The sequence below is a fragment of the Streptomyces sp. NPDC031265 genome (genome assembly GCF_055570295.1).
Map to the genome: position 1 here is coordinate 61156 of NZ_JBVIHM010000015.1, position 23177 is coordinate 84332.

Genomic DNA, 23177 nt, shown 5'->3' on the forward strand with positions numbered 1-23177 from the left:
CATCTGCGGCTACGCCGCGTGGCGCGAGCAACCCCCACGGTCCGCAGCCGAGCAGACAGCCCGAAAGGGGCCCGGGAGAAATCCCGGGCCCCTTTTCGTCTTACGCGGACGCCGTCTCCGCCGCCTTCTCGGTCACGGCAGCCTCCGGCTGCTCCGGCTGCTCCGGCTGCTCGGGCTGCTCCGGCTGCTCTGGCTGCTCCGGCCGACGGTCGGAGTGGAGCCCCACCAGAGCCACCACCACGACCAGCAGGAACGCCGCCCCCGCGAGCGCGAAGCTCAGCGTGAACTGGCTCTCCTGCGGCAGCGGCGGCACCCCGGCCGGCAGGTGCTCGATCGTCTTGGACGCGAGCAGCGAGGTGATCACCGCACTGGCGATGGCGCTGCCGACCGACCGGGAGATCGAGTTGATGCCGTTGGCGATACCGGTCTGGTGGTGCGGGACGCTCGCCACGATCAGGGCGGGCATCGCCGCGTAACCGAAGCTGATGGCGACACCGATCACCATGCCGGCCAGGATCACCGAGGCGCCGGAGTCGTGCGCGCCGGTCAGCCAGGCGAAGCCGATGACACCGAACGCGGCACCGGCCGTCAGCGTGAAGCGGGCGCCGATGCGGCGGACCAGCACGCCGCCGATCTGGGCCGCGAGCAGCGACATGATCGTGGTGGGCAGCAGGTACTCGACGGAGGCGCGCAGCACCGACGCGGTGAAGCCGTAACCGGTGACCTTCTCCGGCATCTGCACCAGGTACGAGACGCCGATGAACTGCGAGAACATCGCGAAGCCGAGCAGCAGACCGGCCAGGTTGGTGAAGAGCACCGGGCGGTGGGCGAACATCTTCATGTCCACCATGGGCGACTTGACCTTGCGCTCGACCAGGACCCAGACCCCGGCCATGACGACGGCGGCGACGAACAGGCCGAGGGTACGGACCGAGGTCCAGCCCCACTCGTGGCCCTGCGAGATCGGCAGCAGCAGGAGGACCAGAAGGGCGGCCAGCGTGCCCGCGCCGAGCCAGTCGGTGCGCCCGCCGGGCTTGTGGCGCGAGGCCGGGACGCCCGCGACGACGGCGACCAGGGCGACGACGGCCAGCACGGCGGCCAGCCAGAAGACGCGGTGGTAGTCGGGGTGGTCGCCCTGGGTCAGCAGGCCGGCGCCCACCAGGGCGAGGCCGCTGCCGAACGCCAGGGTGCCGCTGACCAGCGCCATCGCGCCGTGCAGCTTCTCCGGGCGGATCTCCTCGCGCAGCACCGAGAGGGCCAGCGGGAAGATCGCGGTGGCGGCGCCCTGCATGACCCGGCCGATGATCAGCCAGAGCAGCGAGCTGGTGGTGGCCGCGAGCACCGAGCCCGCCACCATCAGCACCAGGACGCCTATGAGCGTGGGCTTCTTGCCGTGCATGTCGCCGAAGCGGCCGAGCAGCGGGGTGAAGACGGCGGCGGAGAGGAGGGTCGCGGTGGTGACCCAGCTGACGTTGGCGGTGGAGGTGCCGAGGTCGTTCTGGATGATGCCGAGGATCGGCACGACCAGGGTCTGCATCATCGAGACGACCATGGCGGCCAGCCCGAGGACCAGGACGAGCGCGGGGCCGCCGGTGGGGCGCGTGGGCGCCGCGTGATGTGTGGGAGTCACGGTTTCTTCCGTAGGAGTACGTAGGGAGGGGGTCGTTTGAGGTCTTCGATGCTCTTGGATGCTTCTCTCAGATGCTTGACTACCTCAAGTTCTTGATTACCCCAAGCAACTAGAGTGACGGTAAACCTCAAAGGTTGAGATCGTCAAGTTTCTCGCGGTAAGGTGGCGTCATGTCTGGAACCAGCCGCCCGGCCGCCGTGACCGACGCCGTCACGAACGACGCGCTCATGGACGCCCTCTGGGACTCCCTGGCGGACTACTACGGCGACTTCACCGCGGCCGCCTCCGAGGCCGGCCTCACCGCCAGCCAGGCCAAGGCCCTCACCGTCCTGCGCCGCGGCCCCGCCGCCATGCGCTCGCTCGCCACCACGCTGCACTGCGACGCCTCCAACATCACGGGCATCGTCGACCGCCTCGAAACCAGGGGCCTGGTCCGCCGCGAGCCCAGCCCCACCGACCGCCGCGTCAAGAACGTCCTCCTCACCGACGACGGCCTCCGCGCCGTCGAATCGATCCGGGCGGGCATGCACGGCACCCACAGCGCCCTGGACGCGCTGGCCGACGCCGACCGCGGCGCCCTCCACGAACTGCTGCGGTGCCTGTTCGCAGGCCCCGGCACCCGCCCGCGCACCGTCGGCTGAGGTCCGGCCGACGTCTGGTCCGAGTACCACCGGCTGACGCCTACGCTGGACGTATGAGTACGTTGCGCCGACGGGGCACGGTGACCGGGCTGCCCGAATGGGACCGCTGTGCGGTCATGGGCGTGGTCAACGTCACGCCCGACTCCTTCTCCGACGGCGGCCGCTGGTTCGACACCGCCGCCGCCGTCAAGCACGGCCTCGACCTCGTCGCCGAGGGCGCCGACCTGGTGGACGTCGGCGGCGAGTCGACCCGCCCCGGCGCCTCCCGCGTCGACGAGGACGAGGAGCTGCGCCGGGTCGTCCCCGTAGTGCGCGGCCTCGCCTCCGAGGGCGTCACCGTCTCCGTCGACACCATGCGCGCCCGCGTCGCCGAACAGGCCGTCGCGGCGGGCGCGTTGCTGGTCAACGACGTCAGCGGCGGCCTCGCCGACCCGGACATGATCCCCGTGGTGGCCGCCGCCGGAGCCCCCTTCGTCGTCATGCACTGGCGCGGCTTCAGCCAGGACATGAACAGCCGCGCGGTGTACGCGGACGTGGTCGCCGAAGTCGTCGCCGAGCTCCACGCACGCGTGGAGGCCGTCGTCGCCGGCGGTATCGCCCCCGAGCGGATCGTCGTCGACCCCGGCCTCGGCTTCGCCAAGCAGGCCGAGCACGACCTGGCGCTCGTCGCCCACCTGGCCGAGCTGCGCGCCCTGGGCCACCCCCTGCTCGTCGCCGCCTCCCGCAAGCGCTTCCTCGGCCGCGTACTCGCCGGGGACGGCTCCGGCCCGCCCCCCGCCCGCGAACGGGACGCCGCCACGGCCGCCGTCTCCGCCATCGCCGCCCACGAGGGCGCCTGGGCGGTCCGGGTCCACGAGGTCCGCGCCACGGCCGACGCCGTACGCGTCGCGCGCGCGGTCGAAGGAGCGGCAGGCCACGCGGCCGGGCCCAACGAGGGAACCGCGTGACGGCCCGCACCGACGTGGAGGCCGTCGAGCTGGCCAACACCGCGTTCTACGAGACGCTGGAGCGCGGCGACTTCGACGAGCTCTCCGAGCTCTGGCTGAGTGCCACCGACGCCGGGGACACCTCGATCTCCTGCGTCCACCCCGGCTGGCCGGTCCTCTCCGGCCGCGGCGAGGTGCTCCGCTCGTACGCGCTGATCATGGCGAACACCGAGTACATCCAGTTCTTCCTCACCGATGTGAAGATCGTCGTCCTCACCGACACCGCCCTGGTCACCTGCACCGAGAACATCCTCAGCGGCGGCCCCGCGCAGGAGAGCGGCGAGCTCGGGCCGCTGGTGGGCCAGCTCGTGGTCGCCACCAATGTGTTCCGCCGCACATCCGAGGGCTGGAAGCTCTGGTCCCACCACGGCTCCCCCGTCCTGGCGGAAACGGGCGAGGACGAGGGTTCCGAGGACTGAGCCCGGGCTTCCGTTCGTTGAAGACGGGGATTCCGAGGATTGAAACAGGGGGCTCGGGGTAGGGGCGGGTACCAGTCCCGACGCCGTCTGTCCATAGCCCCCGTGGGCGAGCGTTGTCAGTGCCCGCAGGTAGATTCGATGGTGGGTACGGAGCCGCCCGCACGCGGCCGTGCCCGACCGACCAACGACAGCAGGAGTGATTCGCGTGGATCGTGTCGCGCTGCGCGGCCTCAAGGCCCGTGGGCACCATGGCGTCTTCCCCCGGGAGCGCGAAGAGGGCCAGACCTTCATCGTGGACCTGGTACTCGGCCTCGACACCCGCCCTGCGGCGGAGGACGACGACCTGGCGAAGACCGTGCACTACGGAGTGGTGGCCGAGGAAGTCGTGGACGTGGTCCAGGGCGAGCCGGTCGACCTGATCGAGACGCTGGCCGAGCGCATCGCCCAGCAGTGCCTGAAGCACGCGGGGGTCCAGCAGGTGGAGGTGTGCGTCCACAAGCCGGACGCGCCGATCACCGTCCCCTTCGACGACGTGACCATCACCATCACCCGGAGCCGAGTATGACTGTGTTCTCCCACGAGAGCCCGCAGAGCGACCCGACCGTGCAGCCGGTGCCCGCCTCCGTGGTCGAGCAGGTGGACGCGGCCGACGTCACCCTGTCCAACCCGAAACGCGCCGTGATCTCCCTCGGCTCCAACCTCGGCAACCGCCTGGAGACGCTCCAGGGCGCGATCGACGCGCTGGAGGACACGCCCGGCCTGCGGGTCAAGGCGGTCTCCCCGGTGTACGAGACGGAGCCGTGGGGAGTCGCCCCCGGCTCCCAGCCCTCGTACTTCAACGCGGTGGTCGTGGTGAAGACGACACTCCCCCCGACCTCCCTCCTGGAACGCGGCCAGGCCATCGAGGAAGCCTTCGACCGGGTCCGCGACGAGCGCTGGGGCCCGCGCACGATCGACGTGGACATCGTTGCCTACGCCGATCTCATCGTGGACGACCCGGTACTGACGCTGCCCCACCCACGCGCCCACGAGCGGGCGTTCGTCCTCGCCCCCTGGCAGGACGTGGACCCGGAGGCTCAGCTGCCCGGCCGCGGCCCGGTCGCCGCGCTGCTCGCCGCGATCGGCCGCGAAGGCGTGCTGCCGCGCGCCGACCTGGAACTCCGCCTGCCCGAGTAGTCGTTAGGCTGCTGACGGCGAGTAAGTTCCGACACGAAGGGCACTCTTCGGTGAAACAACTGAGGCTGGGCGTACTGGCGGGACTCTTCGCCGTCGCCGGAGTGCTCTCCTGGGCAGGCGCCCGGCTGTGGGACTCCCTGGGCACCCTGCCGAGCGTCCCGCTGGCCGCGCCGATCGTGCTGGCCGTGATCGCGGTCACCCTCTTCGCCACGGCCCTGTCCATCCGCTCCCGCCTGCGCGCCCAGCGCGAGCGCCGCCCCGGCGCGAAGGGCGTCGAGCCCCTGATGGCGGCCCGCGCCGTGGTCTTCGGCCAGTCCAGCGCGCTGGTGGCCGCCCTGGTCTCGGGGATGTACGGAGGGACGGGCGTCTTCCTCCTCGGCTCCCTGGACATCCCGGCCCGCCGCGACCAGGCGATCTACGCGGCCTTCTCGGTAGCGGCCGGCATCGCGGTGGTAGCGGCGGCGTTCTTCCTGGAGCGCGTCTGCAAACTCCCGGACGACGAGGACGAGGGCAAGGCTCCGGCGGTGTGAGGGGGCGCTTCCCGGTACCCGTCACCACGTCTGGCGTACGAGGTGGCCGTTCACGAGGAAGGCGGGGTGCGGCTCCAGCCGGAAGTCGTACAGGGTGAACGGCTTGTCGGGCACGGCCCGGAAGCGCACCTCGTGCACCTCGGTCCATGCCGACTCCGTCAGCTCAAGCGGATGCCGCTCGGCACGGAACGTGCCGCGTGCGGGCCAGCTGTCGGCCGGCACGAGGCGGGACACCTTGCCGTCGGTGCGGGGCGTGAACCGTGCCCCGCACCACCTTCGCGATCTCCGCCAGAAACGGGACGTTGGCACTGACGACGACCCGCGCCGGCCACCGCCGGACGCGGCAGCGCTCCCACGAAGCAGCCGAACTGGCGCCCAGGACGGGATGGTCAGCCGCTCCCGGCGCAGCTTGCGTGCGGGTGTCCACGCCAGCACGGTTCCTGCGGCATCCCGCGCGTGCACCCAGCCGTCGGGAGTGCCCGGCCACACGACGTTCTCCGTAGCCCTTCGCGCGCCCTGGCCGCCTTCACGTCCACGACGGAAGTCTGCACACTGCGCTGTCGTCGAGCGTCCACCGGCTGGTGCCCGCGGTGACGTGCCGCGCTCGTGCCCGACCGCCGACCACGTTCACCGTCTGACGGCTCGGAACCCCGTACCCCATCGCGATCCCCCGGATCAGCGATCGATTCCCTGATCCGGGACCGTACGCGCACCACTGACAACCGGACTACCGCGCCAGTATCAGGCTCATCGCCTCGGCCCGTGTGCTCGCGTCGCGCAGCTGTCCGCGCACCGCAGACGTGGTGGTCTTCGCGCCCGGCTTGCGGATGCCGCGCACCGACATGCACATGTGCTCGGCCTCGATCACCACGATCGCGCCGCGCGCCTCCAGGATCCGCATCAGCGAGTCCGCGATCTGCGTGGTCAGACGCTCCTGGACCTGCGGCCGGCGGGCGTACACGTCCACCAGCCGGGCCAGCTTCGACAGGCCGGTGATCTTGCCCGTGTCGGCCGGGATGTAGCCGACGTGGGCCACTCCGTGGAACGGGAGCAGGTGATGTTCGCACAAAGATACGATTTCGATGTCCTTCACCAGGACCATCTCGTCGTGCCCCAAGTCGAACGTCGTCGTCAGGACGTCCTCGGGCTGCTGCCAGAGACCGGCCAGGATCTCCCGATAGGCCCGCGCCACCCGCGCCGGCGTGTCCCGCAGCCCTTCCCGGTTCGGGTCCTCGCCGACCGCGATGAGGAGTTCACGCACGGCGTTCTCGGCGCGCTTCTCGTCGAATTCGCCGATGGAACCCTCGCCGTCCAGCGTCACCGGGTCGGTCATCTGTGCCTCGTTCCTGGTTCGTGTGCACGGGCGTACGAAAGCGCCGCGCCCCCACAGGCTAAAACCTGGGGGGCGCGGCAGGCATTCCGGGTCCGAGGAGCCGGGGGTCAGCTCTCGGGGCGGTCTTCCGCGGCCGGGAGCTGCTCGGTCGGGACCGAGTCGGTCGGGGTCGCGCCATTGGCGGTGGACGCGCCGTTGGTCAGGGCCAGCTCCCTGGGCGACAGGACCGGGGGGCGGGTCGACGGCGTACGCCGCGACGAGCCCGTCCAGGCCGGACGCGCGGGGCGCCGGACGATGGGGGCGAAGATCTCGGCGAGTTGCTCCTTGCCCAGAGTCTCCTTCTCCAGAAGCTCTAGAACCAGGTTGTCGAGGACGTCGCGGTTCTCGACGAGGATCTCCCACGCCTCGTTGTGCGCGGTCTCGATGAGCTTCTTGACCTCTTCGTCGACGAGCGCCGCGACCTCTTCCGAGTAGTCGCGCTGGTGCGCCATCTCACGGCCCAGGAACGGCTCCGTGTTGTCGCCGCCGAACTTGATCGCGCCGAGCCGCTCGGTCATGCCGTACTGCGTGACCATCGCGCGGGCGGTGGTCGTGGCCTTCTCGATGTCGTTCGCCGCGCCCGTGGTCGGGTCGTGGAAGACGAGCTCCTCGGCCGCGCGCCCGCCCAGCATGTAGGCGAGCTGGTCGAGCATCTCGTTGCGCGTGGTCGAGTACCTGTCCTCGTCCGGCAGGACCATCGTGTAACCGAGGGCCCGGCCGCGCGACAGGATCGTGATCTTGTGGACCGGGTCCGCGTTCGGGGAAGCCGCCGCGACCAGGGCGTGTCCGCCCTCGTGGTACGCGGTGATCTTCTTCTCCTTGTCGGACATGATCCGGGTCCGCTTCTGCGGGCCCGCCACGACGCGGTCGATCGCCTCGTCCAGCATGTTGTTGTCGATCAGCTTCTGGTTGCTGCGCGCCGTGAGGAGCGCCGCTTCGTTCAGCACGTTCGCCAGGTCGGCGCCGGTGAAGCCGGGGGTGCGCCGGGCGACGGCCGCGAGGTCAACGTCCGGGGCGACCGGCTTGCCCTTCTGGTGGACCTTGAGGATCTCCAGACGGCCCTGCATGTCCGGGCGGTCGACCGCGATCTGGCGGTCGAAGCGGCCGGGGCGCAGGAGGGCCGGGTCGAGGATGTCGGGCCGGTTGGTGGCGGCGATCAGGATGACGCCGCCCTTCACGTCGAAGCCGTCCATCTCGACGAGCAGCTGGTTGAGCGTCTGCTCGCGCTCGTCGTGGCCGCCGCCGAGGCCCGCGCCGCGGTGCCGGCCGACGGCGTCGATCTCGTCGACGAAGACGATCGCCGGGGCGTTCGCCTTGGCCTGCTCGAAGAGGTCGCGGACGCGCGAGGCGCCGACGCCGACGAACATCTCGACGAAGTCGGAGCCGGAGATCGAGTAGAAGGGGACGCCGGCCTCGCCCGCGACGGCGCGCGCGAGGAGGGTCTTGCCGGTGCCGGGCGGGCCGTAGAGGAGCACGCCCTTGGGGATCTTGGCGCCGACGGCCTGGAACTTCGCCGGCTCCTGGAGGAACTCCTTGATCTCGTGGAGCTCCTCGACGGCCTCGTCGGCCCCGGCCACGTCGGAGAACGTCGTCTTCGGGGTGTCCTTGGTGATGAGCTTGGCCTTGGACTTCCCGAAGTTCATGACTCGGGAGCCGCCGCCCTGCATCTGGTTCATCAGGAACAGGAAGACGACGACGATGAGGACGAAGGGGAGCAGCGAGAGCAGGATCCCCACGATCGGGTTCTGCTTCGAGGGGGAGACCGTGTAGCCCTTGGTGAGGTCTCCGCTGTCGAACTTGCCCTGCAGCTTGTTGGCCAGACTGGTGCCCTGGGCGTCGCCGATGTAGCTCGCCTGGATCTTGCCGGCGCCCTTGACCTTCTGGCCGTCCTTGAGTTCGACCTTGATGACCGACTCGTCGCCGGTGGTGATCTTGGCTTGCTCTACCTGGTTCTTGTCGATCGCCTGGACGACCTCAGAGGTGTCCACCGTCTTGTAGCCGCCCGACGAGCCGACGACCTGCATCAACACGACCACGGCGAGGACGGCCAGCACGATCCACATGACCGGCCCACGGAAGTATCGCTTCACGTCCATCCATACGGAGCGAGAACGCCCCGTCCCTCCTGCCCGTAGGTAAATGCTGCTGTGAGAAAAGACTGTTCTTCGGACGGTACCCCAGCATTGTCACCCGCGGCCGCAAGGGACGGCTGGCAAACCCGCCTTCCCAAGCTCCAACGCGGGAAGGGGGCTCAGGGTTCCCGTCCGGCTTCTCGGCTCAGCCGCCGTAGACGTGCGGAGCGAGCGTCCCGACAAACGGGAGATTGCGGTACTTCTCGGCGTAGTCGAGACCGTATCCGACGACGAATTCATTCGGAATGTCGAATCCGATCCACTTCACGTCGATCGCGACCTTTGCGGCATCCGGCTTACGGAGCAGCGTGCAGACCTCAAGAGAGGCGGGCTCGCGGGATCCGAGGTTGGAGAGCAGCCAGGACAGCGTGAGGCCGGAGTCGATGATGTCCTCGACGATCAGGACGTGCTTGCCCTTGATGTCGGTGTCGAGGTCCTTGAGGATGCGGACGACGCCGGAGGACTGGGTGCCCGCGCCGTAGGAGGAGACGGCCATCCAGTCCATGGTGACCGGGGTGGAGAGCGCGCGCGCCAGGTCCGCCATGACCATCACAGCGCCCTTGAGGACGCCGACGAGCAGAAGGTCCTTGCCCGCGTACTCCGCGTCGATCTTCGCGGCCAGGTCAACCAGCTTGGCGTCGATCTCTTCCTTGGTGATGAGCACCGACTGGAGGTCGGTGCCCATGTCCTTCTCGTTCACCCGGGCCACTTTCGTTGTACGTACGTGAGCTCAGCTCTGCCGGATGACCAGTCTGCCACCCTGCCGCCGTGCCTCGACGCGCCCGGGGAGGTTGATGGCCCGCTGGCCGCGCCAGCCCGTGATCAGGCGGTCGACCTCTTCGACGTGGCGGGCGAAGAGCGAGCCGGCGGGGGAACCGGCGTGGATGAGGGCCTTGCGCAGCACCCGGCGGCGGACCGCGGCGGGCAGCCCGTAGAGCTTTCCGCACAGCAGCTCGCCGGCCTCGTCCCGTACGACGGGGTCGGCCTCGGCGGCCCAGGCGTCCAAGGCGTCGGCATCGTCGCGGGAGAGCTCGGCGGTGCGCGCCAGTGCCCCCACGACGCCCTTGCCGAGCGCCTTCTCCAGGGCGGGCAGGCCTTCGTGGCGCAGCCGGGAGCGGGTGTAGGCGGGGTCGGCGTTGTGCGGGTCGTCCCAGACGGGCAGCGACTGGACCAGACAGGCCTTGCGGGCGGTGTGCCGGTCGATCTGGAGGAAGGGGCGGCGGTAGCGGCCGTGGGCGCCGGAGACGGCGGCCATGCCGGACAGCGAGCGGGTGCCGGAGCCGCGGGCGAGGCCGAGCAGAACCGTCTCGGCCTGGTCGTCGCGGGTGTGGCCGAGCAGAATCGCGGCGGCGCCGTGGCGCTCGGCGGCGGCGTCCAGGGCGGCGTAGCGGGCGTCCCGGGCGGCGGCTTCGGGGCCGCCTTCGCGGCCCACCTTCACGGCGACGGCCTCGACAGGGTCGAGGCCCATCGCGGTGAGCCGGGCGGCGACCTCGGCGGCGCGCTGGTCGGAGCCGGACTGAAGGCCGTGGTCGACGGTGACGGCGCCGGCGCGGACGGAGAGTTTGCGGGATTCGAAGGCGAGGGCGGAGGCGAGCGCCATGGAGTCGGCGCCGCCCGAGCAGGCGACGAGGACCAGGGGGCCGCTGGCGTCGCCCTCGCGCGCGATGTCACGGGGGGTGAGGTCGGGGGGCGGGGTGCGGCCGTCGGGGAGGACGAGCGCGTCGTGCAGTACGTCGTGGAGTACGCGGCGGACCGCAAGGCGTATCGCCGCGACCGCAGGATGGGGACCCATGTCCGGTGCCCTTCGGTGAAGTTGGGGGGGTGCCTCGGGACGAGGGGAAAGATCGGTCACACAGAGTGCGTCGATGGTGACAGAACCGAGCCGATACCCGAGCATTGCACGCCTACCCATGCCCTACGGTCCCTCGGATGGGTGATCCTGCGCATTTCGGGGGGACACGTGTGGCCCCCGGGTACGTGGGTGCGGTCGGCGCTCGCCCCGTCAGCCCTCTGTCCTGCTGTGCACCCGCGCGACCCAGTCCGCCGGTTTGGCGATCTCCGCCTTGGTGGGGAGCGTGTTGGGCGAGGTCCAGACCCGGTTGAAGCCGTCCATGCCGACCTGGTCGACGACCGCCCGTACGAAGCGCTCGCCGTCGCGGTACTGGCGCAGCTTCGCGTCCAGGCCGAGCAGCTTGCGCAGGGCCTGGTCGAGGCGGGAGGCGCCCTTGGCGCGGCGCTGCTGGAACTTCTCGCGGATCTCGGCCACCGAGGGCACGACCTGCGGTCCGACCCCGTCCATCACGAAGTCCGCGTGGCCTTCGAGCAGCGACATCACGGCGGTGAGCCGGCTGAGGATCTCGCGCTGGGCAGGGGTCTGCACCAGCTCGACCAGGGAGCGGCCGCTGTCGCCCTCCTCGCCTTCGGGGCGGCTTCCGCTGAGCGACTGGGCGGCCTCGCGCAGCCGCTCCAGGACGGTCATCGGGTCGACGTCGGTCTCGCCGAGGAATGACTGGATTTCACCCTCAAGGTGGTCGCGCAGCCACGGCACGCCGGTGAACTGGGTGCGGTGGGTCTCCTCGTGCAGGCACACCCAGAGCCGGAAGTCGTGCGGGTCCACGTCGAGCTCGCGCTCCACGTGGACGATGTTGGGGGCGACCAGGAGCAGGCGTCCGCCGCCGTTCTCCCCGGCCGGGAGCTCTCGGGTGGGGGGCGCGAACGTCTCGTACTGCCCGAGGACGCGCGAGGACAGGAAGCTGAGCAGCATCCCCAGCTCCACGCCGGTGACCTTGCCGCCGACCGCGCCGAGCACGGCGCCGCCCGGGCTGCCGCCCCGGCGCTCCTGCATCTTGTCGAGCAGCGGCTTCAGGACTTCCCGGAAGCCGGCCACGTTGGCCTTGACCCAGCCCGCGCGGTCGACCACGAGGACGGGGGTGTCGGCAGGCTGCACGCTCTCCGGGATCATCCGGGTGAACGCCCGTACGTGTTCTTCCGAGGCCTTGGCGTGCCGGCGCAGCTCGGCGACGATGGCTCGCGCCTCGTCCCGGCTCACGTCGGGGCCCGGCCTCACCAGTCGGGTCGCGGTCGCCACCGCGAGGTTCCAGTCGACCATCTCGGCACCACCGATGCGCGTCATGCGTCAACCGTACGTTGTCCCCTCCTCCAGGGGAGGAGGGTTGAAGCCGGGCGCTTACTGGGCGGCCGGCGCGGAGCCGGCCCGGCAGCCGCAGCCGGCCAGTCGCTCGGCGAGCCGGTCGAGGGCGCGTTGGGCCGGGTCGGGGCCGGGGGTGTTCGCGGCGAGGAAGGCGAAGGTGAGCAGATGGCCGTCGGCGTCCACGACCGTGCCCGCGAGCGCGTTGACGCCGGAGAGGGTGCCGGTCTTGGCGCGGACGAGGCCGGTGCCCGAGGAGGCGGCCCCGTAGCGACCGCGAAGGGTGCCGGTGAATCCGGCGACCGGCAGGCCGGTGAGGACCGGGCGCAGCTCCGGGTGGGCGGGGTCGGCGGCGCGGGCGAGCAGCAGGGTCAGGAGCTGGGCGCTGACCCGGTCGTCGCGGTTGAGGCCGCTGCCGTCGGCGAACCGGGCGGTGGCGGCCTGCGGCAGGTCGAGCGCGGCGAGCCGGTCGGCGACCGCCTTGGCGGACCCGTCGAAGTCGGCGGGCCGCCCGGTGGCGACGGCGGTCTGGCGGGCAAGCGCCTCGGCGAGGTCGTTGTCGCTGTTGGTCAGCATCCGCTCGACCAGGTCCGCGAGCGGCGCGGAGAGGGTGCGGGCCAGCTCGGCGGCGCCCTGCGGGGCCTTTCCGGGCCGGGGCGCGCTCGTGGTGATGCCGCGCTCGCGCAGCAGCGAGGCGAACGTACGGGCGGTGTCGCCCGCCGGGTCCCCGGTGCGCGGGGCGGGCCCGCTGTCGCTGCCGTCGGTGCGGCCTTCATCGGTCATCAGGGCGACGACGGGCGCGATGTTCTCGTTCGGGCCGACGGGGTGCAGCTCGGGGCCGCTGTAGCGGGAGAGGTCGTAGGCGAGGGCCGCGTCGGTGACGCCCCGGGTGCGCAGGGCGCGGGCGGTGGCGTCGGCGAGGGCGCGCAGGCCGTCCTTGCCGAGGGTGGGGTCGCCGCCGCCGACGAGGGTGAGCGCGCCCCCTGTGGCGGGGGCGACGACGGTGGTGGGGATGCGGTGGTCGGGGCCGAGCGCCGACAGGGCGGCGACGGCGGTGGCGATCTTGACGGTGGAGGCGGGTGTCATGGCGGTGTCCGCGCGCTGCCCGTAGAGCTGCTTGCCGGTGGCCGTGTCGTACACGGCGGCGGCGGGCTGCGGGCCCAGGCCGGGCGAGGCGAGCAGGGGGCCGAGGACCTGGTCGAGCACGGTGTCCGCCGGGGCGTCCGCGGGGGCGCCCAGTGCGGTGAGCACGCCCCTCGCGCTGGGCGCGGGCGCCGGTGCGGGGGGCGCGCCCAGGTGATGTGCGCCACCTGTCCGCTGCCGGGCCGCCGCACGGTCGCGCTCGGCCGTACGCTGACCGGAGTCCCAGGGACCGGCCGTGGCCACCGCTCCGGCCGCCACCGCCATGCCTACCGCAGCCGCACCCGCCATGAGCTGCCATGTCTTGGGTCCCGGCACCGAGGACCAGCCCCTTTCGCGATCACACACCTGCGTGAGGGACACTTAATCACCAGAACTGCGTCTTGCCGCGAACATGGCACTCCGGGTCAGCACCGGCGGCCCATCCGGCTGAATGTCCCGGGCCCGCCCGGGGGCGCAGGAACCGTCCCATGCATGTGCTGATCACTGAGGAGAGCCACCCGTGGAGTTCGACGTCACCATCGAGATCCCGAAGGGTTCGCGGAACAAGTACGAGGTGGACCACGAGACCGGCCGGATCCGCCTGGACCGTCGGCTCTTCACCTCGACCAGCTACCCGGCCGACTACGGCTTCGTCGAGAACACCCTCGGCGAGGACGGCGACCCGCTGGACGCGCTGGTCATCCTGGACGAGCCGACCTTCCCGGGCTGCCTGATCCGCTGCCGCGCCATCGGCATGTTCCGTATGACCGACGAGGCGGGCGGCGACGACAAGCTGCTCTGCGTGCCGGCGTCCGACCCGCGCGTCGAGCACCTGCGCGACATCCACCACGTGTCGGAGTTCGACCGCCTGGAGATCCAGCACTTCTTCGAGGTCTACAAGGACCTGGAGCCCGGCAAGTCCGTCGAGGGCGCCGACTGGGTCGGCCGCGCCGAGGCCGAGGAAGAGATCAAGGCCTCCTACAAGCGCCTGGAGGCGCAGGGCGGCGCGCACTGACGCGTCTTCACCTGTACGACGACGGGCGGTGCACCTTCCGGGGTGCGCCGCCCGTTGTCGTACGACTTGATGATCGCCCACATACTGGGCACACGCATACGTACGGAAGGGACCGGAGGGAGACAAGGGTTGGCTGAGCAGCACGAGTCGGAGGAGCGCAAGCCGCCCTCGGACGAGGCGCGCAGCGCCTTCGCGGCTCCCGACGGGGTGGATCAGCCCGGGCCCCTGGAGGAGGACGCACCGACCTCCGAGTTCGCCCTGCCGGCCGGGGTGCCGGAGCCGAAGGCGGAGGCCGTCGAACAGCCGGCCTCCGCCTTCGCGCTGCCCCGCACCTACTCGGCCCGCGAGGCCCCGTCCGCGATGGTCACCACCGGCGGGATGCCGCTGGTGCGGCTCTCCAAGGACGCGCCCTGGCAGGACCGGATGCGCACCATGCTGCGGATGCCGGTGGGCGACCGGCCGGTGCCGGAGGCGGCCCTGAAGACCGACGAGGCCGGGCCCGCCGTGCCGCGCGTGCTCGACCTGACGATGCGTATCGGCGAGCTGCTGCTCGCGGGCGGCGAGGGCGCGGAGGACGTCGAGGCGGCGATGTTCGCGATCTGCCGCTCGTACGGCCTGGACCGCTGCGAGCCGACGGTGACCTTCACCCTGCTGTCCATCACCCACCAGCCGTCCCTGGTGGACGACCCCGTCACGGCGAACCGGACGGTACGCCGCCGGGGCACCGACTACACGCGCCTGGCGGCCGTGCACCGGCTCGTCACCGACATGACCAGCCCCGACCACGACGTCACCCTCGAAGAGGCCTACCGCCGGCTCGCGGAGATCCGCCGCAACCGGCACCCGTACCCCGGCTGGGTCCTCACCATGGCCGCGGGCGGACTCGCCGGAGCGGCCTCCGTGCTGGTGGGCGGCGGTGTCACGGTCTTCCTCCTGGCCGCGGCCGGTGCGATCCTCGGCGACCGGCTCGCCTGGCTCTGCGCGGCGCGCGGACTGCCCGAGTTCTACCAGTTCGTGGTGGCGGCGATGCCTCCCGCGGCGATGGGGGTGGCGCTCAGCCTCCTCGGCTGGGACCTGCGACCCTCGGCGGTGATCACCGGTGGGCTCTTCGCCCTGATCCCGGGGCGGGCGCTGGTGGCCGCCGTACAGGACGGCCTGACCGGCTTCTACATCACCGCCTCGGCCCGCCTCCTTGAGGTCACCTACTTCTTCGTGGCGATCGTGATCGGCGTGCTCACCGTGCTGTACGGGGGGCTCCAGGTCGACGCCAAGCTGAACCCGGAAGGGGCGCTGAGCCCCATCGAGCGGCCCGTCGTGCAGACGCTCGCGTCGATGGCGCTGTGCCTGACCTTCGCCGTCCTGCTCCAGCAGGAACGGTCCACCGTGTGGATCGCGACCGTCAACGGCGGGATCGCCTGGGTGATCTACGCGTCGATCGCGGTCACCGCGAAGGGCTCACCGATCATGGCGACGGCGGTGGCCGCCGGCCTCGTCGGCCTCTTCGGCCAGCTGCTCGCGCGCTACCGCAACACCTCCGCGCTGCCGTACGTGACGGCCGCGATCGGCCCGCTGCTGCCCGGCAGCGCCACCTACTTCGGTGTGCTCGCGATCGCCCAGAACCACCGTGACCAGGGCCTCGCCAACATCGCCAAGGCGGCGGCGCTGGCGATGGCCATCGCGATCGGGGTGAACCTGGGGAGCGAGATGTCCCGGATGTTCCTCAAGGCGCCGGGCGCGGAGGCCCGCAGGGCGGCCAAGCGGACGCGGGGGTTCTAGACGCGGCCCCGCGGGGACCCTCAGCGCTTGGCGTGGCGCCTGCGCTGGGGGGGCCGGGCGACGGGCGGCGCCGAAGGGCCGGCCGCGCCGGGGCCGTCGCCCGGGCCCGCCTTCTTCGCCTTGGAGCGGGCCCGCAGGAACTCGATCGCGATCGGCACCACCGAGACGAGCACGATCGCGACCAGCATCAGCTCGATGTGCTTGTGCACGAACTCGACGTTGCCGAGCGCCGCGCCGAGCAGCGTCACGCCCGCGCCCCACAGCGTGCCGCCGATCACGTTGTACGTGATGAACAAGCGGTAGTTCATCCGGCTCACGCCCGCGATGATCGGCGTGAACGTCCGCACGATCGGCACGAACCGGGCCAGGACCAGCGACTTCGGGCCGTACTTCTCGAAGAACTCGTGGGCCTTCTCCACGTTCTCCTGCTTGAAGAGCTTGGAGTCCGGCCGGTTGAAGAGCGACGGTCCGACCTTGCGGCCGAAGAGGTAGCCCACCTGGTCGCCAATGACGGCCGCGGCCACGACCGCCAGGCAGACCAGCCACAGCGGGGTGTCGATCTTGTCGCTGGTGACCAGCAGTCCGGTGGTGAACAGGAGCGAGTCGCCCGGCAGGAAGAAGCCGATGAGCAGGCCGGACTCGGCGAAGACGATCACCAGCAGACCGGGCAGGCCGAAGGACGACAGCAGCTGGTCGGGGTCCAGCCAGCTCGGACCGAGTGCGAGGTTGGTCACGGGTTCCGGGCTCCTGGGTCAGGGGTCTGGGTGAGGGGGCGCGCGTAAGCGCGTGTTGACGGGGCCAAAACTATCAACGCGTTCGGCCCAATCCAGGTTCCACCGGGTTCCTGGGGATGCGCTGTGCCCGGGCGGGTACAAAGCTGAGTCCCAGGATCTCCAGAAGGTGGGCGCGATGGGCATCGAGGAATACGGCGGCGGGCAGGGCGCGCAGTCCGACGTACTGGTCGTGACGACGAACGACGTACCCGGCTATCAGGTCCAGCAGGTCATCGGGGAGGTCTTCGGCCTGACCGTCCGTTCCCGCCACCTCGGCAGCCAGATCGGCGCCGGACTGAAGTCCATGATCGGCGGCGAGCTCAAGGGGCTGACGAAGACGCTCGTGCAGACCCGGAACCAGGCGATGGAGCGGCTGGTGGAGCAGGCACGCACGCGTGGGGCGAACGCCGTCCTCATGATGCGCTTCGACGTCACCGAGGCGGCCGACGTCGGGACTGAGGTCTGCGCGTACGGAACAGCGGTCGTGATCACGAAGCTCTGAGGCGGGGGAACAGCCATGGCACTGCACCAGGGCGCCGGCAAGAAGGCGCAGGAGCACGAGAAGGAGTACGGGCGGCTCGCCCTCAACCCGTTCTTCGGGGAGGCCGACCCGGTCGGCTCCATGACGTCGGCGCCGCCCAGGCACCGGCTGCCGGACCGGCCGCTGGCCCCCTCCACCGCGTACCAGCTCGTCCACGACGAACTGATGCTGGACGGCAACTCCCGGCTCAACCTGGCCACCTTCGTCACCACCTGGATGGAGCCGGAGGCCGGGGTGCTGATGGCGGAGTGCCGGGACAAGAACATGATCGACAAGGACGAGTACCCGCGCACCGCCGAGCTGGAGCGGCGCTGTGTGGCGATGCTCGCGGACCTGTGGCACGCGCCCGACCCGGCCGGGGCGGTGGGCTGCTCGACAACGGGGTCGAGCGAGGCGTGCATGCTCGCAGGGATGGCGCTCAAGCGGCGCTGGGCGAAGCGGAACGCGGACCGCTATCCGGGGCGGGACGCGGTGCCGAACCTGGTGATGGGCGTGAACGTCCAGGTCTGCTGGGAGAAGTTCTGCGCCTTCTGGGAGGTCGAGGCGCGCCAGGTCCCGATGGAGGGCGACCGCTTCCACCTCGACCCGCAGGCGGCGGCCGAGCTGTGCGACGAGAACACGATCGGCGTGGTCGGGATCCTCGGCTCGACCTTCGACGGATCGTACGAGCCGATCGCGGAACTCTGCGCGGCGCTCGACGCGTTGCAGGAGCGTACGGGTCTTGATGTGCCGGTCCATGTGGACGGCGCGTCGGGGGCGATGGTGGCGCCCTTCCTGGACGACGACCTGGTGTGGGACTTCCGGCTGCCCAGGGTCTCGTCGATCAACACGTCCGGGCACAAGTACGGCCTGGTGTATCCGGGCGTGGGGTGGGCCCTGTGGCGCTCGGCGGAGGAGCTCCCGGAGGAGCTGGTCTTCCGGGTGAACTACCTGGGCGGCGACATGCCCACGTTCGCGCTGAACTTCTCCCGGCCGGGGGCGCAGGTGGTCGCGCAGTACTACACGTTCCTGCGGCTGGGGCGGGAGGGGTTCCGGGCGGTGCAGCAGACCACCCGGGACGTGGCGCGGACGCTTGCCGACCGCATCGAGGCGTTCGGCGACTTCCAGTTGCTCACGCGCGGGAACGAGCTGCCGGTGTTCGCGTTCACCACGAGGCCGGAGGTGAAGGGGTACGACGTGTTCGATGTGTCACGGCGGCTGCGGGAGCATGGGTGGCTGGTGCCCGCCTATACGTTCCCGCAGAACCGGGAGGATCTGTCCGTGCTGCGGGTGGTGTGCCGGAACGGGTTCTCGTCGGACCTGGCGGCGATGCTGGTGGAGGATCTGGGGCGGTTGCTGCCGGAGCTGCGGCGGCAGGCCGGCCCGCTCGGCCGGGATGAGTCTGTGGCTACCGCGTTCCACCACTGACGCGCTTGTGGGGTGCGGTGCCGCTGTCGCGGGGTGCGGGGGCTTCGCGGGGTGCGTGTTCGGCTGCGGTGCGCCGTCGCGGGGTGCGTGTTCGGCTGCGGTGCCGCTGTCGCGGGGTGCGTGTTCGGCTGCGGGCCGGTGGGGGCCGGTCTCGCAGTTCACCGCGCCCCTATGGGGCGCCCCCGTCCGCCAGGACCCCCACGAACGGCTTCCCCTCGCCCGCGAACGTGTACGCGCCCCCCTCGATCCGGGCGATCAGGCCGCCCGTCCACTCCGCCTCCCCGTCCGCCGAGTGGACCCACATGTTCATGATCTCGCCGATGTGACCGAGGGACTCGGGGCCTTCCTCGGGGGTGTAGTACTCCGTCACCCTGGTGCGCCACGCCGCCAGCCGCTCCAGGCGGTCGCGCAGCAGCGCCACCACCTCCGTGCGCGGCAGGTCGACCATGAAGCCGATCGCCGCCGAGAGCATGTCCATCTTCTGGTCGTACGAGGTCAGCGCCGCGCGCAGCAGCTTCAGGTACTCCTCGCGGCCCGCGTCCGTCAGCTCGTACTCGGTGCGCGGCGGGCCGCCCACCGTGCTCGGCGCGATCTCGTGGGCGTGCAGCACGCCCTCTTTCGCCATCTGTTTGAGGGCGTGGTAGATCGAGCCGGGCTTGGCGTTGGACCACTCGTGGGCACCCCAGTACTCCAGGTCGTTGCGGACCTGGTAGCCGTGCGCCCGGCCGTGCTGGCGGATCGCGCCGAGGACGAGGAGTCGGATCGCTGACATGCGCGTCAGCCTATGACCTCGGCTGTTCGCGAGAGCAACCAGCTCGTCGCTCAGAACGGGAACAGGCTCCTCCCGTGCTGCACGGAGATCCACTTCTGGGTGGTGAACGCCTCCACCGTCGAGTCCCCGTTGAGCCGCCCGAGCCCCGAGTACTTCTCACCACCGAACGACACCAGCGGCTCGTCCTGGATGGTCGAGTCGTTGACGTGGATCATCCCGGTGACGATCCGCTTGGCGAACCGCACACCCCGCTCCACGTTGGCGGTGTGGACGGCGCCGCTCAGTCCGTACGGACTGTCGTTGGCCATCCGTACCGCCTCCTCCTCGCCGTCGAAGGAGAGCAGCAGCACCACCGGGCCGAAGATCTCCTGCCGCAGCAGCGGGGAGTCCTCGGGCAGCCCGGTCAGAACGGTCGGCTCGACGAGGCTGCCGCGCGTGCGGCCCCGTACGAGCGCGGTGGCGCCCTCGGCCAGGGCCTGGTCGACCAGCGAAGTGAGCGCTTCCGCCTGGAAGTTGTTGATCACCGGGCCGATGTCGGTGGCCGGGTCGGCCGGGTCGCCGGTCTTGAGAGCCGCGACGCGCGCACAGAACTTCTCGGTGAACTTCTGCTCGATGGTCCGGTCCACCAGGACGCGGTTGGCGGCCATACAGACCTGGCCCTGGTAGACGAACCGGCTGAAAACCGCCGCCTCGACCGCGTAGTCGATGTCCGCGTCGTCCAGGACCACCAGCGCGCTGTTGCCGCTCAGCTCCAGGATGGCCCGCTTGAAGTGGCTGCCCGCGACGGCGGCCACATGGCGGCCGGTGCGGTCGGAGCCGGCGAACGAGATCACCTTGGGCACCGGGTGCTCTATCAGCGCGTCGCCTATCTCGGCGATATCCGTGACCAGTACGTTCAGCAGCCCGGCCGGCAGGCCCGCGTCCTCGAAGATCTTGGCGATGAGGCCGCCGCCGACCACCGGCGCGTTCTGGTTCGGCTTGATGACGACGGCGTTGCCGAGCGCCAGGGCCGGTGCGACCGACTTCAGCGTCACCAGGAAGGGGAAGTTGAAGGGGCTGATCACCCCGACCACGCCGACCGGCAGCCGGTAGACGCGGTTCTCCTTGCCGTCCACGGGCGAGGGCAGGATCCGGCCCTCCGGCCGTATCGCCAGCTGTATCGCCTCGCGCAGGAACTCCTTGGCGAGGTGCACCTCGTACCCGGCCTTGAGGCGGGTGCCGCCCAGCTCGGTGACGATCGCCTCGATGATCTCCGGCTCGCGCTCCTCGGTGATCCTCAGCGCGCGCTCGAAGACCAGTCTTCGGCTGTACGGGTTGGTCTCACCCCAGCCGATCTGGGCGCGCTCGGCCGCGCGATAGGCCTCGTCGACCTCGTCCACCGTGGCGACCGTGATGGCGGCGAGCTTCTCCCCGTTGTACGGATCGAAGTCGATGATGTCCCACGACCCACTGCCGGTGCGCCACTCGCCGTCGATGTACTGGTGGGCCAGGTCGGTGAAGAAGGACATGCCATCCCTTACTGCTGCCACTGCGCCGCCACCGTGTCCGTCGCGAACGTGTTCGTCGTCGCGTCCACTGTGTCCCCCGCTTCTGGTACACAACCCTGATGTGACGTCATCGTACTGACGTATCAGATGAGTTGGAGCAGTCCACGGAGAAGATCGCGGCTCTCCTCCGGTCCCGGGCTGTCCTCCTGGAGCCGTTCCATCGCCCTTTCGTACTGGGCGACCTCCTCCGGCTTGTCCAGATAGAGGGAGCTGGTGAGCTGCTCCAGATAGACGATGTCGGAGAGGTCGGACTCCGGGAAGCGCAGCAGGGTGAAGGCCCCGCTCTCGCCGGCGTGCCCGCCGAAGCTGAACGGCATCACCTGGAGGGTCACGTTCGGCTGCTCGGACACCTCGATGAGGTGCTTCAACTGGCCGCGCATCACGTCCCGTTCGCCGTACGGGCGGCGCAGCGCCGCTTCGTCCAGGACGGCGTGGAACCTCGGCGCACGCTCGGAGACGAGGGCCTTCTGGCGCTCCAGGCGCAGCGCCACGCGGCGGTCGACCTCCGCGTTCGACCCGTTGGGCATGCCACGCCTGACGACGGCGTGGGCGTACGCCTCGGTCTGCAACAGGCCGTGGACGAACTGCACTTCATAGATCCGGATGAGCGAGGCCGCGCCCTCCAGGCCGATGTACGTCTGGAACCAGCCGGGCAGCACATCGCCGTAACTGTGCCACCAGCCCGCGATGTTGGCCTCTTTCGCGAGCCCCAGGAGCGACGCGCGCTCGGCGTCGTCGGTGACCCCGTAGAGCGTCAGCAGGTCTTCGACATCCCTTGCCTTGAAGCTCACCCGCCCCAACTCCATACGACTGATCTTCGACTCGGACGCCCTGATCGAATACCCGGCGGCCTCACGGGTGATGCCCCGGGACTCGCGCAGGCGCCTGAGCTGTGAGCCCAGCAGAATGCGCCGGACCACCGACCCACTCGACTCTCCTGCGGTCACTTCGCTGCCCCTCCCCAACCGACGGTGCACGGCAGTCTGCCACCAAAACGCTTCAGCCCGTACTCAATCGATTACGGAAATGGTCAAGCTCCGAAATCGGCCTCGGGAAGAAATGAGCAACAATCACCACGGGGTTGGACAGGTCTGGCACGTGCACGTGCATCTGCCCTTGCATCAGGAGCGGGCATTCGGAACCATGGTCCCCGCGCACCTGCGTGCTCGTCTTGTGTCCTGCTGTGTCCTGCGTTCTGTTCTGCTGTACGCCACGTTCGCCTGTACCGCCACGGCCGCGAATCCCGGGAGTGCCTCGCATGGGGACGAATGGATCGACCATGCTGGAGCCGTTGGAGCCTTTAAAGCAGGCCCTCCCGCCCATCGACCCCTCCGCCGTGGCCAGTTCCGCGTCCTGTGCGCTGCCCGCCCGCTATGAAGCCGTGGGCGGTGCCAGACAGTTCACCAAGAAGACGCTCGGCCAGTGGGAGCTGTCAGAGCGCTTCGACGAAGTGGCCCTGGTCGTCTCGGAGCTCGTCACCAACGCACTGCGCCACGCGCTGCCCGCCGACACCGCCCGCGAGTCCGACGCGCCGCCCGTGCGGCTGCATCTGATGCGCTGGACCAGCCGGCTGGTGTGCGCGGTGCGCGACCCCAGCGTGGACAGCCCGTCCTCGCCCGGCTCCGACGACTGCGACGCCGAGTCGGGGCGCGGCCTGTTCCTGGTGGACTCGTTCAGCGACTCCTGGGGCTGGCACCCGCTCACGGGCACGCTGAGCGGCAAGGTGGTCTGGGCCTTGTTCCGCCTCCAGCCGGCCGACTGAACCGGCACTTCTCACCCGTACGACATGAGGGCCCCCGAATGGGGGCCCGTTCGCGTATTCGGGGTTCGGTGAGCCAGTGAGCCAGGGGGCTCAGTCGGTGATCAGGTGGTCGAACTCGCCGTCCTTGATGCCGAGCAGCATCGCCTCGATCTCCGCGCGCGTGTAGACCAGCGCGGGTCCGTCCGGGAACGTCGAGTTGCGGACGGCAACCCTCCCGCCCGACAGCCTGGCGAACTCCACGCAGGTCCCCTGGGAGTTGCTGTGCCGGCTCTTCTGCCAGACGACACCCTGAAGCTCCGTTGCCGCCATGCCGTTGTACGCGTGGTGCAAGGTCGCTCCCGAGGGGATGTGCAGGCGTGCATCTGTGAAAGGTCAACTGCCCCGGATCATAGCCGTGTTCATGTGCGCCTGCATGAGCATATGCACGT

General features: G+C 70.4%; 24 protein-coding genes. 11 read left to right on the forward strand and 13 right to left on the reverse strand.

Annotation, left to right across the window (positions count from 1 at the left end; all coding sequences use genetic code 11):
* Positions 1-100: 100 nt before the first annotated feature.
* Positions 101-1630, reverse strand: coding sequence for an MFS transporter (locus tag ACZ499_RS22955; RefSeq protein WP_468677493.1), 1530 nt, complete (start codon positions 1628-1630; stop codon positions 101-103).
* A 170-nt stretch (positions 1631-1800) separates the two neighbouring features.
* Here ACZ499_RS22955 and ACZ499_RS22960 point away from each other — a divergent pair, with 170 nt between their 5' ends.
* The 6 genes from ACZ499_RS22960 (at position 1801) to ACZ499_RS22985 (ending at position 5382) form a co-directional block, all read left to right on the forward strand.
* The gene (locus ACZ499_RS22960) at positions 1801-2271 is read left to right on the forward strand and encodes a MarR family winged helix-turn-helix transcriptional regulator (protein WP_468677494.1); all 471 of its coding nucleotides are present in this window, start codon (positions 1801-1803) and stop codon (positions 2269-2271) included.
* A 53-nt stretch (positions 2272-2324) separates the two neighbouring features.
* On the forward strand, positions 2325-3218 hold the full coding sequence (gene folP, locus ACZ499_RS22965; RefSeq protein WP_468412856.1) for a dihydropteroate synthase: 894 nt from the start codon (positions 2325-2327) through the stop codon (positions 3216-3218).
* Entirely contained in the window at positions 3215-3676 is a 462-nt protein-coding gene (locus ACZ499_RS22970; RefSeq protein ID WP_468677496.1) for a nuclear transport factor 2 family protein, read from the forward strand. Before folP ends, ACZ499_RS22970 begins: the two co-directional genes overlap by 4 nt.
* 205 nt (positions 3677-3881) lie before the next feature.
* Positions 3882-4241 (forward strand): dihydroneopterin aldolase, encoded by a 360-nt coding sequence (folB, locus tag ACZ499_RS22975; protein WP_371653974.1) that lies wholly within the window; start codon positions 3882-3884, stop codon positions 4239-4241.
* Complete coding sequence (gene folK / locus ACZ499_RS22980; protein ID WP_385539588.1) at positions 4238-4852, forward strand: 2-amino-4-hydroxy-6-hydroxymethyldihydropteridine diphosphokinase; 615 nt, start codon at positions 4238-4240, stop codon at positions 4850-4852. Before folB ends, folK begins: the two co-directional genes overlap by 4 nt.
* A gap of 50 nt (positions 4853-4902) precedes the next feature.
* Positions 4903-5382: a DUF3180 domain-containing protein gene (locus ACZ499_RS22985; protein ID WP_371653972.1), complete on the forward strand. Its 480-nt coding sequence runs from the start codon at positions 4903-4905 to the stop codon at positions 5380-5382.
* Between the two features lie 21 nt (positions 5383-5403).
* Here ACZ499_RS22985 and ACZ499_RS22990 read toward each other — a convergent pair whose 3' ends face one another.
* The 7 genes from ACZ499_RS22990 to dacB all read right to left on the reverse strand — a co-directional run bounded on the left by ACZ499_RS22990 (position 5404) and on the right by dacB (position 13465).
* A complete protein-coding gene (locus tag ACZ499_RS22990; RefSeq protein ID WP_468677497.1) occupies positions 5404-5604 on the reverse strand; it encodes a hypothetical protein in 201 nt (66 codons plus the stop codon).
* A gap of 505 nt (positions 5605-6109) precedes the next feature.
* Complete coding sequence (gene folE / locus ACZ499_RS22995; RefSeq protein ID WP_468677499.1) at positions 6110-6715, reverse strand: GTP cyclohydrolase I FolE; 606 nt, start codon at positions 6713-6715, stop codon at positions 6110-6112.
* A gap of 107 nt (positions 6716-6822) precedes the next feature.
* A complete protein-coding gene (ftsH, locus tag ACZ499_RS23000) occupies positions 6823-8850 on the reverse strand; it encodes an ATP-dependent zinc metalloprotease FtsH (protein WP_468677500.1) in 2028 nt (675 codons plus the stop codon).
* 181 nt (positions 8851-9031) lie between these two features.
* Complete coding sequence (gene hpt, locus ACZ499_RS23005) at positions 9032-9571, reverse strand: hypoxanthine phosphoribosyltransferase (protein ID WP_385539612.1); 540 nt, start codon at positions 9569-9571, stop codon at positions 9032-9034.
* Between the two features lie 45 nt (positions 9572-9616).
* Positions 9617-10678 (reverse strand): tRNA lysidine(34) synthetase TilS, encoded by a 1062-nt coding sequence (gene tilS, locus ACZ499_RS23010; RefSeq protein ID WP_468677502.1) that lies wholly within the window; start codon positions 10676-10678, stop codon positions 9617-9619.
* A 210-nt stretch (positions 10679-10888) separates the two neighbouring features.
* Positions 10889-12019: a zinc-dependent metalloprotease gene (locus ACZ499_RS23015; RefSeq protein WP_468412868.1), complete on the reverse strand. Its 1131-nt coding sequence runs from the start codon at positions 12017-12019 to the stop codon at positions 10889-10891.
* 54 nt (positions 12020-12073) lie between these two features.
* Positions 12074-13465 carry a D-alanyl-D-alanine carboxypeptidase/D-alanyl-D-alanine endopeptidase gene (gene dacB, locus ACZ499_RS23020; protein ID WP_468677630.1) on the reverse strand — a complete coding sequence of 464 codons (1392 nt, stop codon included), beginning with the start codon at positions 13463-13465 and terminating at the stop codon, positions 12074-12076.
* Between the two features lie 211 nt (positions 13466-13676).
* On the opposite strand from dacB, the gene ACZ499_RS23025 reads away from it, so the two are divergent.
* Together ACZ499_RS23025 and ACZ499_RS23030 are read left to right on the forward strand one after the other, a co-directional pair.
* Positions 13677-14171, forward strand: coding sequence for an inorganic diphosphatase (locus ACZ499_RS23025; protein ID WP_067160543.1), 495 nt, complete (start codon positions 13677-13679; stop codon positions 14169-14171).
* 69 nt (positions 14172-14240) lie between these two features.
* On the forward strand, positions 14241-15947 hold the full coding sequence (locus tag ACZ499_RS23030; protein ID WP_468677503.1) for a threonine/serine exporter family protein: 1707 nt from the start codon (positions 14241-14243) through the stop codon (positions 15945-15947).
* A gap of 20 nt (positions 15948-15967) precedes the next feature.
* Here ACZ499_RS23030 and ACZ499_RS23035 read toward each other — a convergent pair whose 3' ends face one another.
* Positions 15968-16681, reverse strand: coding sequence for a DedA family protein (locus ACZ499_RS23035; protein ID WP_468677504.1), 714 nt, complete (start codon positions 16679-16681; stop codon positions 15968-15970).
* Positions 16682-16856: 175 nt separating this feature from the next.
* Here ACZ499_RS23035 and ACZ499_RS23040 point away from each other — a divergent pair, with 175 nt between their 5' ends.
* Complete coding sequence (locus ACZ499_RS23040) at positions 16857-17222, forward strand: YbjQ family protein (protein WP_101389397.1); 366 nt, start codon at positions 16857-16859, stop codon at positions 17220-17222.
* A 15-nt stretch (positions 17223-17237) separates the two neighbouring features.
* Complete coding sequence (locus tag ACZ499_RS23045; RefSeq protein WP_468677506.1) at positions 17238-18668, forward strand: glutamate decarboxylase; 1431 nt, start codon at positions 17238-17240, stop codon at positions 18666-18668.
* Between the two features lie 169 nt (positions 18669-18837).
* Here the strand turns inward: ACZ499_RS23045 and ACZ499_RS23050 are convergent, their stop codons facing one another.
* From ACZ499_RS23050 to ACZ499_RS23060, 3 genes are all read right to left on the reverse strand, one after another.
* Positions 18838-19440, reverse strand: a complete 603-nt coding sequence (locus tag ACZ499_RS23050) for a PadR family transcriptional regulator (protein WP_468677507.1) — start codon at positions 19438-19440, stop codon at positions 18838-18840.
* Positions 19441-19490: 50 nt separating this feature from the next.
* Positions 19491-20948, reverse strand: coding sequence for an aldehyde dehydrogenase family protein (locus ACZ499_RS23055; protein ID WP_468677509.1), 1458 nt, complete (start codon positions 20946-20948; stop codon positions 19491-19493).
* Positions 20949-21070: 122 nt separating this feature from the next.
* Positions 21071-21934 (reverse strand): helix-turn-helix domain-containing protein, encoded by an 864-nt coding sequence (locus ACZ499_RS23060; protein ID WP_385539567.1) that lies wholly within the window; start codon positions 21932-21934, stop codon positions 21071-21073.
* 311 nt (positions 21935-22245) lie between these two features.
* Between ACZ499_RS23060 and ACZ499_RS23065 the strand changes: the two genes are divergently transcribed.
* Positions 22246-22749: an ATP-binding protein gene (locus tag ACZ499_RS23065; protein WP_468677511.1), complete on the forward strand. Its 504-nt coding sequence runs from the start codon at positions 22246-22248 to the stop codon at positions 22747-22749.
* A gap of 90 nt (positions 22750-22839) precedes the next feature.
* Here ACZ499_RS23065 and ACZ499_RS23070 read toward each other — a convergent pair whose 3' ends face one another.
* Entirely contained in the window at positions 22840-23079 is a 240-nt protein-coding gene (locus ACZ499_RS23070) for a DUF397 domain-containing protein (RefSeq protein ID WP_385539564.1), read from the reverse strand.
* Positions 23080-23177 lie beyond the last annotated feature (98 nt).